At 71.2% G+C, this 12,946-nt stretch carries 16 protein-coding genes; 4 read left to right on the top strand and 12 right to left on the bottom strand.

The features are described 5' to 3' along the window. Window positions 1-29 precede the first annotated feature (29 nt). Window positions 30-1,091: an AI-2E family transporter gene (locus NNL39_RS09045; RefSeq protein WP_255158964.1), complete on the top strand. Its 1,062-nt coding sequence runs from the start codon at window positions 30-32 to the stop codon at window positions 1,089-1,091. Window positions 1,092-1,128: 37 nt separating this feature from the next. Here the strand turns inward: NNL39_RS09045 and NNL39_RS09040 are convergent, their stop codons facing one another. The 9 genes from NNL39_RS09040 to pyrH form a co-directional block, all read right to left on the bottom strand. Next, a complete protein-coding gene (locus NNL39_RS09040) occupies window positions 1,129-1,842 on the bottom strand; it encodes an alpha/beta hydrolase (protein ID WP_255158963.1) in 714 nt (237 codons plus the stop codon). Further along, the gene (locus tag NNL39_RS09035) at window positions 1,839-2,141 is read right to left on the bottom strand and encodes a hypothetical protein (RefSeq protein ID WP_255158962.1); all 303 of its coding nucleotides are present in this window, start codon (window positions 2,139-2,141) and stop codon (window positions 1,839-1,841) included. Before NNL39_RS09035 ends, NNL39_RS09040 begins: the two co-directional genes overlap by 4 nt. 12 nt (window positions 2,142-2,153) lie before the next feature. Beyond that, window positions 2,154-2,792, bottom strand: a complete 639-nt coding sequence (locus NNL39_RS09030; RefSeq protein ID WP_255158961.1) for an aggregation-promoting factor C-terminal-like domain-containing protein — start codon at window positions 2,790-2,792, stop codon at window positions 2,154-2,156. A 35-nt stretch (window positions 2,793-2,827) separates the two neighbouring features. After that, the gene (locus NNL39_RS09025) at window positions 2,828-3,382 is read right to left on the bottom strand and encodes a DivIVA domain-containing protein (protein WP_255158960.1); all 555 of its coding nucleotides are present in this window, start codon (window positions 3,380-3,382) and stop codon (window positions 2,828-2,830) included. A 59-nt stretch (window positions 3,383-3,441) separates the two neighbouring features. Further along, window positions 3,442-4,455, bottom strand: coding sequence for a phosphatidate cytidylyltransferase (locus NNL39_RS09020; RefSeq protein ID WP_255158959.1), 1,014 nt, complete (start codon window positions 4,453-4,455; stop codon window positions 3,442-3,444). Continuing rightward, complete coding sequence (gene frr / locus NNL39_RS09015; RefSeq protein ID WP_255158958.1) at window positions 4,456-5,010, bottom strand: ribosome recycling factor; 555 nt, start codon at window positions 5,008-5,010, stop codon at window positions 4,456-4,458. 59 nt (window positions 5,011-5,069) lie between these two features. Further along, window positions 5,070-5,942, bottom strand: a complete 873-nt coding sequence (locus NNL39_RS09010) for a DMT family transporter (protein ID WP_255158957.1) — start codon at window positions 5,940-5,942, stop codon at window positions 5,070-5,072. A gap of 74 nt (window positions 5,943-6,016) precedes the next feature. After that, window positions 6,017-7,273, bottom strand: a complete 1,257-nt coding sequence (locus NNL39_RS09005; RefSeq protein WP_255158956.1) for a hypothetical protein — start codon at window positions 7,271-7,273, stop codon at window positions 6,017-6,019. 77 nt (window positions 7,274-7,350) lie between these two features. Beyond that, window positions 7,351-8,061, bottom strand: a complete 711-nt coding sequence (gene pyrH / locus NNL39_RS09000) for a UMP kinase (RefSeq protein ID WP_255158955.1) — start codon at window positions 8,059-8,061, stop codon at window positions 7,351-7,353. 115 nt (window positions 8,062-8,176) lie between these two features. On the opposite strand from pyrH, the gene NNL39_RS08995 reads away from it, so the two are divergent. Both NNL39_RS08995 and NNL39_RS08990 read left to right on the top strand, forming a co-directional pair. Then, window positions 8,177-8,392 (top strand): RNA polymerase subunit sigma-70, encoded by a 216-nt coding sequence (locus tag NNL39_RS08995; RefSeq protein WP_255158954.1) that lies wholly within the window; start codon window positions 8,177-8,179, stop codon window positions 8,390-8,392. 106 nt (window positions 8,393-8,498) lie between these two features. Next, entirely contained in the window at window positions 8,499-8,984 is a 486-nt protein-coding gene (locus NNL39_RS08990; RefSeq protein WP_255158953.1) for a Clp protease N-terminal domain-containing protein, read from the top strand. 215 nt (window positions 8,985-9,199) lie between these two features. Here the strand turns inward: NNL39_RS08990 and tsf are convergent, their stop codons facing one another. Together tsf and rpsB are read right to left on the bottom strand one after the other, a co-directional pair. Further along, the gene (gene tsf, locus NNL39_RS08985; RefSeq protein ID WP_255158952.1) at window positions 9,200-10,027 is read right to left on the bottom strand and encodes a translation elongation factor Ts; all 828 of its coding nucleotides are present in this window, start codon (window positions 10,025-10,027) and stop codon (window positions 9,200-9,202) included. A 10-nt stretch (window positions 10,028-10,037) separates the two neighbouring features. Continuing rightward, window positions 10,038-11,090 carry a 30S ribosomal protein S2 gene (rpsB, locus tag NNL39_RS08980; RefSeq protein WP_255158951.1) on the bottom strand — a complete coding sequence of 351 codons (1,053 nt, stop codon included), beginning with the start codon at window positions 11,088-11,090 and terminating at the stop codon, window positions 10,038-10,040. 317 nt (window positions 11,091-11,407) lie between these two features. Between rpsB and NNL39_RS08975 the strand changes: the two genes are divergently transcribed. Further along, window positions 11,408-11,917, top strand: a complete 510-nt coding sequence (locus NNL39_RS08975) for a peptidoglycan DD-metalloendopeptidase family protein (protein ID WP_255158950.1) — start codon at window positions 11,408-11,410, stop codon at window positions 11,915-11,917. 8 nt (window positions 11,918-11,925) lie between these two features. Here NNL39_RS08975 and NNL39_RS08970 read toward each other — a convergent pair whose 3' ends face one another. Beyond that, window positions 11,926-12,849, bottom strand: coding sequence for a tyrosine recombinase XerC (locus NNL39_RS08970; RefSeq protein ID WP_255158949.1), 924 nt, complete (start codon window positions 12,847-12,849; stop codon window positions 11,926-11,928). Between the last annotated feature and the right edge of the window lie 97 nt (window positions 12,850-12,946).

Genomic DNA, 12,946 nt, shown 5'->3' with positions numbered 1-12,946 from the left:
TCCTCGTCGACCACGACCGGAGGACATCCGTGAAGATCCAGAACGCGTTCCGCCTCGGCATCTTCGGCGGGCTCGGCGTGCTCATCGCCCTGCTCATCGGGGGCGCCTTCGCCTCGCTCGCGACGATCCTCACCTACATCGGTGCGGCGATCTTCATCGCGCTCGGGCTCGACCCGCTCATCTCGTGGCTCGAGTCGCGCAAGTGGCCCCGCTGGGCCGCGATCCTGACGGTGCTCCTCGGCGTGCTCGGGCTCTTCGCCGGCCTCGTCTTCGCGATCATCCCCGTCGTGGTCGAGCAGTCGAGCAAGCTCATCACCCAGATCACGGAGTACGTCACCAACCCTGCCTCGCTCGACGAGCTGCTGTCGCAGGTGCAGAGCATCATCCCGATCGAGATCCTCGACGTGCGGGCTGCGGCGCAGGATGCGCTCGTCTACCTCACCGACCCCGACAACCTCGCCCAGATCGGCGGTGGCGTGCTGTCGGTGAGCGTCTCGATCGCGACGGGCGTCTTCGGCGCCCTCATCATCCTCATCCTCACCCTGTACTTCACGGCCTCGCTGAGCTCGATCAAGAAGGCCCTGTACCGCCTCGTGCCGCGCTCGCGCCGCGAGCAGTTCGTCGACATCTCCGAGCAGGTGGCGCAGGCCGTCGGCCGCTACGTCGTCGGGCAGGTGACGCTCGCCTTCATCAACGGCGTGCTGAGCTTCATCTTCCTCAGCATCATCGGCGCCGCGTATCCGGCGCTGTTCGCCTTCATCGCCTTCCTGTTCTCGCTCGTGCCGCTCGTCGGAACGCTCTCGGGCTCGATCCTCATCGTGGCCACCCAGCTGCTCGTCAACCCCGACTCGCTGATCACCGTGATCGTCGCGGCGGTCTGGTACCTCGTCTACATGCAGATCGAGGCCTACGTCTTCAGCCCCAACATCATGAACCGCGCCGTCAAGGTGCCGGGCGTCGTCGTGGTCATCGCGGCCCTCATCGGCGGCACGCTGCTCGGCATCCTCGGCGCCCTCATCGCGATTCCGGTCGCGGCGTCGATCCTCATCATCATCGACCAGGTGGTCGTGCCGAAGCTCGAAGAGAAGTAGCGGCGCGGCTGCGCTCAGGCGCGCAGCGCTCGCGAGGTCACGGCCACTCGGTCGGCAGCGGCAGCACCGCGGGGTTGAGCCGCGCCACGATCTCGGTCAGCACGCGCGCGGTCTGGTTCTCGCCGACCCACAAGTGCTTGCCGCCCTCGACCGCGACGAACTCGCGCTCGGGCACGCTCGCGAAGCGCTCGAGCGCCTCGGCCGGCCGCAGGTAGTCGTCGAGCTCGGGGACGACCACGACGAGTCGCTTGCCGCTGCCCGCCCACGCGGCGACCTCGTCGGCGCTCGTGCGGTGCAGAGGCGGCGAGAGCAGGATCGCCCCCACGACGGCGTGCTCGAGGCCGTGCTTGAGGGCCACCTCCGTGCCGAACGACCAGCCGAGCAGCCAGGGGTCGGGAAGACCGCGCTCGGCGACGAACGCCATCGCCGCATCCAGATCGAATCGCTCATCGTCGCCGTGGCCGAACGATCCCTCGCTCGTGCCCCGCGGCGAGCTGACGCCGCGGAAGTTGAAGCGCAGCACGGCGATATCGGCGAGCGCGGGCAGGCGCGCGGCGGCCTTGCGGATGATGTGCGAGTCCATGTAGCCGCCCGCCGTCGGCAGCGGGTGCAGGCACACGAGCGTCGCGACGGGGTCGTGACTCTCGGGCAGCGAGAGCTCGCCGACGAGCGTGAGGCCATCGGGCGTGCGCAGTTCGATGTCGGTGCGGTGGGCGGGCAGCACGGTCGCGCTGCGGATCGGCTCGCTCATGGTTCCATCCTCCAGCAGTGGGAGTGCCAGTGCCGGCGGTCGGCCAGGTCGGCCTGCTCGCCCATGAGCCCGTCGGCGCGCCAGGCCACGATGTGCGCCTGGCCGACCGGCACGTCGAGGCGGCAGCCCGGACACAGGTACACCTTCTGCGCGGAGGCGGCCGAGACGCTTTGCACGTTCCAGGTGCCCGAGCGCTTGACCTCCGTGCGACGCAGGCCCGCGCTCAGGCGGTCGAGATCGAACGGCTCGACAGGCTCGTCACCGCGGCGCCTGCTGCGCGGCCGATTGCTGCGGGGCATGGATGCGCGGGCCTAGTACCAGCCGACGCGCTGGCTGTGCCCCCAGGCGCCGCACGGGTCGCCGTAGCGGCCCTGGATGTAGCCGAGGCCCCACGTGATCTGCGTGCGCGGATTCGTCGCCCAGTCCGCCCCCGCCGAGGCCATCTTGGTGCCCGGCAGCGCCTGCGGAATCCCATAGGCGCCCGAGCTCTTGTTGTGGGCGTAGACGTTCCAGCCCGACTCCTTGTTCCAGAGCGCGACGAGGCAGTTGTACTGGTTCGCCGACCAGCCGCGTGCTGTCACCATCTCGAGCGCGATCGCCTTCGCCGAACCGGGATCAGGCGTGCCGGCGGCCGGAGCGGTGCCGTAGGTGACGACCTGCGAGGTCTTCCACTGCGTGCGCTCGATGCTGCTGACGTAGTCGTCGGAGGCCGCGACGACCTGCGTCTGCTGCGGCGAGGCCGGGGCGGTGACCTCGAGCGCCATCGCCGGCGAGTGGTCGGTGATCGACACGAGCACGAACGCGAGCGACACGACCGAGGCGAAGACGGGCAGCGACCACGGCGTGCGCACATGCCGCTCGATCGAGGCCGGAAGGGGTCGCCGATCAGCGCGCATCCACCGCTCGGTCACCGCAGTGGGGCGCGTCGGCGTCGAAGCATGCTTTCCCACAGTGCCCCGATTCTACCCGACGGGCGCCGCGGGGCTCAGCGAACGGCCAGCATGAGCCCGATCACGGTGTCGAGCAGCAGGTCGACCTGGGCCTCGTCGTAGCCGCGGTAGCGGGGTCGGAACGCGATCGTGCGCACCGTCTCGACGGGCAGCGCCTGGCCGTTCTCGAAGTACGCCGAGATGCGCACGGCGAAGGCGTCGACGTCGGCGGGGTGGTATCCGCGCGTGAGCGGGCTGAGACGACGGAACTTCTTGCCCGCCGGTCGAGCGAGGCGATCGATGATCTCTTGGGCCGTCGCGCGGGCCTGCGCGTAGTAGGCCTCGGCCCCCAGGCTCGCGATGCCCTGTTCGCGCTCGCGACCCGCGAAGGCCTCCTCGAGTCGCTCGAGAGCGGCATCGACGTGCCGGGCCGAGTAGCCGTCCTTGCGCACGACCCGGAACGCCGTGTGCCGGATCTCGTCGCTCGTCAAGGTCGCGCCGTCGCCGAGCGGCGCCGAGAATGCCTCGCGGGCCCGCTCGAGAAACGCATCGACCTCCTCGGCGTCGTAGCCGGGCTTGCCCGATCGGGCGAGGGGGAAGGTCGAAGTCACCGCACCATTCTGCCGCAGTCGCGCCGCCACCCGTGCCACGCGGCGCCGAGGCGCCCGCCTCAGCCCAGCAGCGTGAAGATGACGTACGCGGCGATCGTCGACGGCAGCATCGAGTCGAGCCGGTCGAGGAACCCGCCGTGGCCCGGCAGCCAGGTCGAGATGTCTTTGATGCCGAGGTCGCGCTTGATGAGCGACTCGGTGAGGTCGCCGAGCGTCGCGACGCCGACGAGCGTCAGGGCCAGGATGAGGCCGACCCACCACTCGGTGCCGATCATGAGCACGGCGAGCAGGATGCCTGCGAGGGTCGCGGCGACGACCGAGCCCGCGAAACCCTCCCAGGTCTTCTTCGGGCTGATGCGCGGCGCCATGGGGTGCTTGCCGAACAGCACGCCCGAGGCGTAGGCGCCCGTGTCGATCGCGATGACCACGATGAGGTACGCGAGCACCCACCATTCGCCGCCCGGCTGCGCCGTCATGACGACCGCGAAGCCCGCGAGCAGGGGCACGTAGCTGAGCACGAAGACGCCCGCCGCGAGGTCGGTGCGCAGGGAGACGCCCGGCTGACGCATGGCGGGACGCGCGGTCTCGACGATGCGCCACAGGCTCACGAACGCGACGCCCGCGAGGAACGCCCACCACAGCCCCGGCGCACCGAGGTAGAACGCGGGCGGCACGACGCCGATCGCGGCGATCACGAGGGGGATGCGCGGGATATCGCGCCCCGCGAAGCGCAGCGCGCTCGCGAGCTCGTAGACGGTGAAGGCCACGAGCGCGGCGACGAAGATCATGAAGAGCTGCTTGAGAACGATGAGGCTGAACAGCAGCGCCAGGCCGAGAACCAGACCGAAGAAGATGGCCTTGGTCAGGCTGCGACCGGCGCGGGCCTCGATGCGGGCATCCATCTCGCGCGCTTTCGCCTCGAGATTGTGCACCGTGTTCTCGATGTCGTGGATGGCCGCCTCGACCTCGCCACGCGCCGAGCCGGCACGGCCGCGAGCGGGCCGCCGCGCGGTGCGCGGAGCCTCGTGCTCGGGGGCCGCTGCGGGCGGCGCGGATTCGGGCGTCTCGGGCATCTAGACCTCGAGCAGCTCGGCTTCCTTCTTCTTGAGCGCGTCCTCCGCGGCGTCGGTCGCCCGCTTCGTGATCGCCTCGAGCTCCTTCTCGGCGCGCGCGACCTCGTCGTCGCCGACCTCGCTCTTGAGGGCGTCGAGGTCGTCTTTCGCCTTGCGGCGGATGTTGCGGATCGAGACCTTGCAGTCCTCCGCCTTCTGCTTGACGATCTTCACGTACTCCTTGCGACGGTCCTCCGTCAGCTCGGGCATCGTGACGCGGATGATCTCGCCGTCGTTGTTGGGGCTCGCCCCGAGGTTCGGGAAGTTGACGATCGCCTTCTCGATCTCCTTCAGCGCGCTCTTGTCGTAGGGCGTGATGAGGATCGTGCGCGCTTCGGGGTTCTGCAGGCTCGCGAGCTGGGCGAGCGGCGTCGGGGTGCCGTAGTACTCGACGAGGATCTTCTGGAACAGCTGCGGGTTGGCCCGGCCCGTGCGCACGGTCGCGAAGTCTTCTTTCGCGACCTCGACGGCCTTGGTCATCTTCTCGGTGGCTTCGGCCAGAACATCGGCGATCACGGCGGCTCCTTCGGTGGGTCGACCCCGAGTCTAGTGGTCGAGCCAGCACCGGAGGGGCATCAGCCGAGGCCCAGCAGCGCGATGCCCGCGAGCACGATGACGCTGCCGAGCAGGCGCCGCACCGGGTGCGGCTCGCGCAGCAGCAGCCAGCCGGCAAGGGCGATGAGCACGACGCTCACCTCGCGGGCCGGGGCCACGATCGACACGGGCGCGAGCGTGTAGGCGACGAGCACCGCGACGTAGGCGAGCGGTGAGAGCGCGCCGACGAGCCCGATCGCGACGGGGTGCTCGCGCACGGTTCGCGCGAGCGCCCCGCGCTCGCGCAGCGCGAGGGGCAGCAGCACGCCCAACTGCACGACCATGCTCGCCCAGTAGTAGCCGACGGGCTCGAGATCGGCGCGCGTGACGGCGGCCGCATCCCACAGCGTGTAGGCGGCGATGACGACGCCGACCGCCGCCCCGTAGCGGATGCCCCGCCAGCGCCGCGCGGTCGAATCCCGCTCGCCGATCGGTGCGCGCGCGGCCGCCGTGCCGATGACGACGACCCCGGCAACGACGAGCGCCGCACCCGCGAGCGCGACGAGGCCGGGCCGCTCGCCGAGCAGGAGCACCGCTCCGATGACGCTCAGCAGCGGCCCGGTGCCGCGCGCCACCGGGTACACGACGCCGACGTCGGCGAGCCGGTAGGCGCGCTGCAGCAGCAGGAAGTAGGCGAGCTGCAGCCCAGCGCTGCCGAGCACGAGCGGCACGACGGCGGAGGTCGTCGGCGGTGCGGCGATGAGCGCCGAGACGCCGAACGGCGCGAAGATCACGACGCCGACCACGAGCGTCGCGGCGATGAACGGCGTGCCGCTCGTGCCCGCGCGCTTCATCGCGATGTTCCACGTCGCGTGAGCGATCGCGGCGCCGGCGATGAGCAGGGCGGCGATCACCCGATCAGCCTAGGCGCGCGGTGGCGCACCCGGGCGCGCGCGGTGGCGCACCGCGGGCACGCGCGTGACGCGCGTCACTCGCGCACGAACTCCACGCGGTAGTCGCTGATGTACACGTGCTCATCGCCCGCCATGTCTTTGAAGAACAGCCGCGCCTCGCGGCCGAGACGCAGGCACGTGCGCTTCGCCGCGAGATCCTCCGGCGAGTCGGTGGGCTGCAGCGAGGGGTACCAGAGCGTGTGGCCGGGGCGGTGCACGATGCGCACGGGTGTCGACCACTGCTGCGCGTTGTCGCCCTCGCCGAGGTCGCGGTGCGGGTTGATCGACACGAACAGGCTGTCGCCCACCCAGAAGCTGCCGTCGACGCGCCCGAGCAGCATGACCCAGGCCTCGAGGTGCTCGTTCCAGCTGACCGAGGGGCCCCAGTAGTAGAGCTCGTCGCCCTGCGAGACGGCGCCGCCGCCCTCCGATGCCGGGATGCGCAGGCTCGCGATCGGCTGCCCGACGCCGTCCCACGGCGCATCGAAGGCGGTGCCGCTCCAGCGCCGCGCGGCGCCCGTGGGCTCGTCGAGCGCGGCGAGCGGCACGCGAGCCACACTCACGCACTGCGCCGCGGCCTCGGTCTCGCGTGACCAGGTGCGGGCATCCCACGCCTCGGGGTAGGCGTACTCGCCGTAGAACACGTAGAGGTGATCGCCCGACGCGACGGCGCTCGGGTCGCCGACCCCGCCGGGAAAGCAGTTGTTGCGGTTGACGGGCAGGCGGATCATGCGGTCATCGCGGTCTTCCAGCAGGATGCCGTGGTTGGCCCAGCTCTCTCCGCCGTCCGTCGACTTCATGATGCCGATGCGGGGCACGGCCTGCACCGACTCGGGGCCGGTCAGCCCGGGCGGCCAGTCGTCGGCGCGTAGCCCCTCCCCCGTCGCCGGGTCGTAGGGCAGCGTCTCGGGGTAGTTCTCGTTGTGGTACAGCGCGTAGAGGGTGCGGCCGGTGGGGTCGGAGGGCTCTTGGTAGACCGTCTCGAACCACACCGCGCCGTGCAGGCCGGGCTCGCCCGGCGGGGTGTTCGGCGGCATGACGGGCTCGACGAACTCTTCCGGACGCCGCGAGAACGCCTCGGCCACGGTCGCACCGTCGGCGTGCTTGAGCTCGTTCGCCTGCCCCCAGACGGGGTCCTCCCCGTACTTGCCCGGGAAGATGCGGAACCGGTCACCGACCCACGCCGTCGCCATGTTGCAGTCGACGAAGCTTCCGAAGGTGAAACGCTCGGTCGGCGTCAGCCGCACGCTGATGCCGGGCACTCCCGTGGCGATGGTGACGGCGTCGGTCATGGATGCTCTCCCGGCAGGTCGTCGGCGGGCGACGCGGTCGCGTCCCTTAGATCATACCTAACCGGCCGAGCACTCGCTCAGTTCGAGACGCGCGTGCCGATGCGCTCGCCGCGGATGGCCCGCGCGATGTTGCCGCCCGGCTCCATGCCGAAGACGACCATCGGCATGCCGTTGTCCATGCACAGCGAGAACGCCGTCGAGTCGACGACCTTGAGGCCCTTCACGAGCGCCTCTTGATAGGTGATGCTGTCAAGCTTTCGGGCGTCGGGGTTGCGCCGCGGGTCGTCGCTGTAGACGCCGTCGACGCCGTTCTTCGCCACGAGCACTTCGACCGCACCGATCTCGAGCGCGCGCTGCGCCGCGACCGTGTCGGTCGAGAAGTACGGGAGCCCCGCGCCAGCGCCGAAGATGACGACGCGGCCCTTCTCCAGGTGGCGCTCGGCGCGCAGCGGAATGTAGGGCTCGGCGACCTGGGTCATCTGGATGGCGGACTGCACGCGCACCTGGGCGCCCGCCTGCTCGAGGAAGTCTTGCAAGGCCAGGGCGTTCATGACCGTGCCGAGCATGCCCATGTAGTCGGCGCGACCGCGGTCCATACCGCGCTGGCTGAGCTCGGCGCCGCGGAAGAAGTTGCCGCCACCCACGACGATCGCGACCTCGACGTCTGTCGCCGCATCGGCGATCTCGCGCGCGATGCCGCTCACGATGTCGGGGTTCACCCCGAGCGAGCCGCCTCCGAAGGCCTCCCCCGAGAGCTTCAGCAGAACGCGTCGTTTCTTGTCGGCCACAGTGAACTCCTCCAGGTCAAGCGGTGCCTCCAGCGTAGGGCGTTCGGCGCCGGAGGTGCGGCGAGATGCATCAACCGGAGTTGACAGCTGCGCGCCGTCAACCTAGGTTGATGTCATGCCCGAGAGCATCCGCATCCCCTCGCCCGACGACCCCGCCGAGGCGCTCGCCGCCGTCGTCGCCCTGCGCCGGCTCGCCGCCGCCCTCGAACGCGACGCTGTCGACAGCGCTCTCGCCGCGCACTGGACCTGGGCCGAGATCGGCCAGGCGCTCGGGATGACCGCGCAGGCCGCGCACAAGCGACTCGCGCCCGCCCGCCGCACCGCTCGCTGACCGCCACGCCGATCGACCGCTGACCGCCCCGCCGACTGCCTCGCCGACTGCCTCACTGACCGCCTCACTGACCGACCGCCCCGCGCACCCCCGGAAAGGATCCACTGTGCCCCTCACGACAGCCCGCCACGACCTGCGGCTCATCGCCGACCTGCTCACGACCGCCGAGCGGGAGGCCCGCGCCCTCGGCGACCCCGAACCGGGCGCCGAGCACCTGCTGCTGGCCGCGCTGCTGCTCGACGACGACTCTGCGCGCCGGGCGGTGCCGACCGATGCGGAGACCGTGCGCGCCGGCATCGCCGCCGTGCACGCCGCGGCCCTCGCTGCCGTGGGCGTCGAGGCGCCGCCGAACGCCGCCGCACTGCCGGCCGCCTCGGGGGCGTACCGCGCCGACGTCAGCGCGCAGCAGGTCTTCCAGCGGGCGCGAGAGCTCGCCCGACGCTCCCCCACCGGCCTGCGTGCGGCGCACGTGCTCATCGCCGTCGCCGAACGGGAGCACGGCACCGTGGCGCGCGTGCTGCAGCAGCTCGGGCACGACCGGGCCGCCGTGATCGCCGCGGCTGAGCGAGCGCTCGGGGTCTCCGCGAGCTGAGCAGCGGGTCGGGCCGGGCCAGCGGATGAACCGGGTCACCGCGCTACCGCGTCACCGCGTCACCGCGCGAGTCGGGTCATTGGGCGAACCGCGCCACCGCGTCACCGCGCTATGGGGCGAACCAGGTCACTGGGCGGTCTGCACCGGGCGAGCCGCCGCCCGACGACGAACGCCCCGGGTCTGAACCAGACCCGGGGCGTTCGATCGTGTGCGAGCTAGGCGCCGACCTTGAAACGGGCGAAGCCCGTGACGGTCAGACCGGCATCCTTCAGCACCGTCGACACGGTGAGCTTGTTGTCGCGCGCGTAGTCCTGCTCGAGCAGGGCCACCTGCTTGAAGAAGGCGCCGACGCGACCCTCGACGATCTTCGGCAGCGCGGCCTCGGGCTTGCCCTCGTTGCGCGAGATCTCCTCGACGATGCGGCGCTCGGTCTCGACCGCCTCGGTCGGAACCTCGTCGCGCGTCAGGTACTGCGGGTCGGCGAACGAGATGTGCTGCGCGATGCTGCGCGCCGTCTCGGCGTCCGACCCCTCGTACGCCACGACCACGCCGACCTGCGGCGGCAGGTCTTTGTTAGTGCGGTGCAGGTAGATCGCGAACTGCGAGCCCTCGAGGCGCGCCACGCGGCGCAGCTCGAACTTCTCGCCGATGATGGCGGCCTCTTCGTCGATGATCGCGGCGACGGTCGAGCCGTCGACCGGAGCGGCAAGAGCCGCCTCGACCGTCGCGGCACCGGCGGCGACGACCGCGGCGAGCACGCGCTCACCGAGGGCGACGAACTTCTCGCCCTTGGCGACGAAGTCGGTCTCGCACGCGAGCTCGATCATCGTGGTCGCACCGGCACCCTCGTGGGCGGCGATGAGGCCCTCGCTCGTGGAGCGGTCAGCACGCTTCGCGTTGCCCTTCGCACCCTTGAGCCGCAGGATCTCGGTCGCCTTCTCGAGGTCGCCCTCGGCCTCGACGAGAGCGTTCTTCGTGTCGACCATGCCGGTGCCGAGGCGCTCGCGCAGGGTCTTGATGTCTTCCAGGCTGACGTTCGCCATAGAGGGGTCCTTACTCGGTCTCGGCAGCCGGGGCGTCAGCCTCGGCGGCGGGCTTCTTCTTGGCAGGGGCCTTCTTCGCCGGCTTCTCAGCGGCGGGCTCCTCGGCAGCGGGCTCCTCGGCAGCGGGCTCCTCGGCAGCGACCTCAGCCTCGGCGACAGGCGCCTCAGCGACGACCTCAGCCTCGGCGACAGGCGCCTCAGCGACGACCTCAGCCTCGGCCACAGGCGCCTCAGCGACGACCTCAGCCTCGGCAGCAGCCGCAGGGGCGTCCGCGGCGGGCGCCTCAGCAGCGGCAGCACCCTGCTCGAGCAGTTCGCGCTCCCACTCGGCGAGGGGCTCGACGGCCGAGACGTTGCCCTCGGCTTCGGGCTTCTGGTGCTTGCGGATCAGACCCTCGGCAGCAGCATCCGCGATGATGCGCGTCAGCAGCGCCACCGAGCGGATCGCGTCGTCGTTGCCCGGAATCGGGTAGGCCAGCTCATCGGGGTCGGCGTTCGTGTCGAGAATGCCGATGACCGGGATGCCCAGCTTCTTGGCCTCGTCGATCGCGAGGTGCTCGCGCTTGGGGTCGACGACCCACATGGCGCTCGGGGTCTTCGTGAGGTTGCGGATACCGCCGAGCGACTTGTGCAGCTTGTCGAGCTCGCGCTTCTTGATCAGCAGCTCTTTCTTGGTGAAGCCCTTGGTGGTGTCGTCGAAGTCGAGCTCTTCGAGCTCCTTCATGCGCGCGAGGCGCTTCGACACGGTCTGGAAGTTGGTGAGCAGACCACCGAGCCAGCGCTGGTTGACGTAGGGCTGGCCGACGCGCGTGGCCTGCTCGGCGATCGACTCCTGCGCCTGCTTCTTGGTGCCGACGAAGAGGATGGTGCCGCCGTGGGCGACCGTCTCGGTGACGAAGTCGTAGGCCTTGTCGATGTAGGCGAGCGACTGCTGCAGGTCGATGATGTGGATGCCGCTGCGCTCGGTCAGGATGAAGCGCTTGACTTTCGGGTTCCACCGGCGGGTCTGGTGCCCGAAGTGCACGCCGCTGTCGAGCAGCTGGCGAATAGTGACGACGGCCATGGCCGTGCTCCTTTGTTCTCAGTTGTCGCCCCGCCCGACGGGAGGGGCCCTGGTGCCCGGCGCTGCCCCCGACCCGCACGGTTCAGCCCCCGATTGCTCGGGGACCGGCGGGACTGATGGGAGTGTGCGCCACGAAATGGACACGCGAAGTCAGCCGCGACAGGCGCGACTGCATCTGCCAGCATATCACCGCTCCCCCACGCGCTCCGCGGCGCTTCCCTGGTGCAGGCTCCTCCCCGCGGGCCGCGTGATCCCGGGCTTCCTCCCCAGGGCCGCCATGGCCCCATGGATGCCGCGCGCGCGCCGATCATGTCGGCATGCGCCACGCTCTGCTCGCCCTCGTCCTGCTGCCTCTGCTCGTGCTCGGCCCGCCCGGGACTGGTGCCGCGCTCGCCGCGCCGGGTGCGGTGGATCCTGCGGCACCGGGCTGGGTGTGGCCCGTCGATGGCCCGCGCATCATCGTGCGGCCCTACCTCGCGCCCGCGACCCCCTACGCGGCCGGCCACCGGGGGGTCGACCTCGGCGCCTCCGGCTCGGGGGCCGAGGTGGTCGCCGTGACGAGCGGCATCGTGCACTTCGCCGGGGTCGTCGTCGACCGACCGGTCATCACGGTGCGGCAGGGCCAGGTGCTCGCGACCGTCGAACCCGTCACCCCGCTCGTGGCGGCGGGCGACCGCGTCGAGGTCGGGCAGGTGATCGGCCTGCTCGAGCCGGGTCACTGCGCGCGACCCTGCGTGCACCTCGGCGTTCGCGTGGCCGGTGAGTACGTCTCGCCGCTGCTCTACCTGGGCGGGCTGCAGCGCGCCGTGCTGCTGCCGCTCGACTGATGCGCCGCTCAGGCGCGCGGGTGGGCCGTGCGGTAGACCGACGCGAGGCGCTCGGCGCTCACGTGCGTGTAGATCTGGGTCGTACCGAGGCTCGCGTGGCCGAGGATCTCCTGCACCGCGCGCAGGTCGGCGCCGCCGTCGAGCAAGTGCGTGGCGGCGGAATGGCGGAAGGTGTGAGGACCCGACGGGCCGCTGCCGGGATGGTCGGCGAGCAGGCCCGCCACGAGGGCGTACACGGCGCGGGTCGACTCACGCGCCCCGCGTGCGCCCAGGAAGAGCGCCGGGCCCAACTTCTCGCCGAGCAGCGCGGGCCGCCCGTGCTCGAGGTATCCCGCGAGGGCACGAGCAGCCGGCAGCCCGAACGGCACCACGCGCTCCTTCGCCCCCTTGCCGAGCACCCTCACGACACGGCGCGCGGCGTCGACGTCGCCGAGATCGAGCCCGACGAGCTCGCTCACGCGCAGAGCGCTCGCGTAGAGCAGCTCGATCATCGCGAGGTCGCGCAGCGCCAGAGGCTCGAGCGTCGCGGCGCGAGCGGCGAGACCGTCGAGGAGGGCATCCACCTGCGATCGCGACAGCACGCGGGGCAGGTGCCGGTCGGGGCGGGGCGCGCGCAGTCGTGCCGCCGCATCCGCCGGAGTGCGCCCCGTGCGTGCGAGCCAGGCGGTGAAGCCGCGCAACGTCGACGCGCGACGCGCGAGGGTTGACGCGGCGAGCCCCGCGTCGTTCTGGCTCCACACCCACTCGCGCAGCAGCTCGAGGTCGATGAGGGCAGGATCGGGCTGGGCTCCGCGCTGCTCGACGAACCCCGCGAAGGTCTCGAGGTCACCCGCGTAGGCGCGCACCGTGTGCAAGCTCGCACCGCGCTCGAGCTCGACGGCGCGCAGGTAAAGCGCGATGGCCTCGCGCAGCGCGGTGGTCGGCTCGTGCACGACTCCAGCATGCGCCCTCACGACCGCGCCCGCCGCGGCGACAAGCCGGGCGGGCGCGGGGAGGACGAGCGGCGCGACGGGATTCCTCCCGGCGTCG

The sequence above is a fragment of the Microcella humidisoli genome (assembly GCF_024362325.1).
Classification (GTDB): Bacteria; Actinomycetota; Actinomycetes; order Actinomycetales; family Microbacteriaceae; genus Microcella; species Microcella humidisoli.
This window is presented reverse-complemented; position numbering and strand designations above follow the sequence as displayed.

What these genes read in the sequence shown, in the direction of transcription:
- NNL39_RS09040 (WP_255158963.1), bottom strand. Translation starts at nt 1,842, where the DNA reads ATGAGCGAGCCGATCCGCAGCGCGACCGTGCTGCCCGCCCACCGCACC.
- NNL39_RS09035 (WP_255158962.1), bottom strand. Translation starts at nt 2,141, where the DNA reads ATGCCCCGCAGCAATCGGCCGCGCAGCAGGCGCCGCGGTGACGAGCCT.
- NNL39_RS09020 (WP_255158959.1), bottom strand. Translation starts at nt 4,455, where the DNA reads ATGCCCGAGACGCCCGAATCCGCGCCGCCCGCAGCGGCCCCCGAGCAC.
- NNL39_RS09005 (WP_255158956.1), bottom strand. Translation starts at nt 7,273, where the DNA reads ATGACCGACGCCGTCACCATCGCCACGGGAGTGCCCGGCATCAGCGTG.
- NNL39_RS08995 (WP_255158954.1), top strand. Translation starts at nt 8,177, where the DNA reads ATGCCCGAGAGCATCCGCATCCCCTCGCCCGACGACCCCGCCGAGGCG.
- tsf (WP_255158952.1), bottom strand. Translation starts at nt 10,027, where the DNA reads ATGGCGAACGTCAGCCTGGAAGACATCAAGACCCTGCGCGAGCGCCTC.
- rpsB (WP_255158951.1), bottom strand. Translation starts at nt 11,090, where the DNA reads ATGGCCGTCGTCACTATTCGCCAGCTGCTCGACAGCGGCGTGCACTTC.
- NNL39_RS08975 (WP_255158950.1), top strand. Translation starts at nt 11,408, where the DNA reads ATGCGCCACGCTCTGCTCGCCCTCGTCCTGCTGCCTCTGCTCGTGCTC.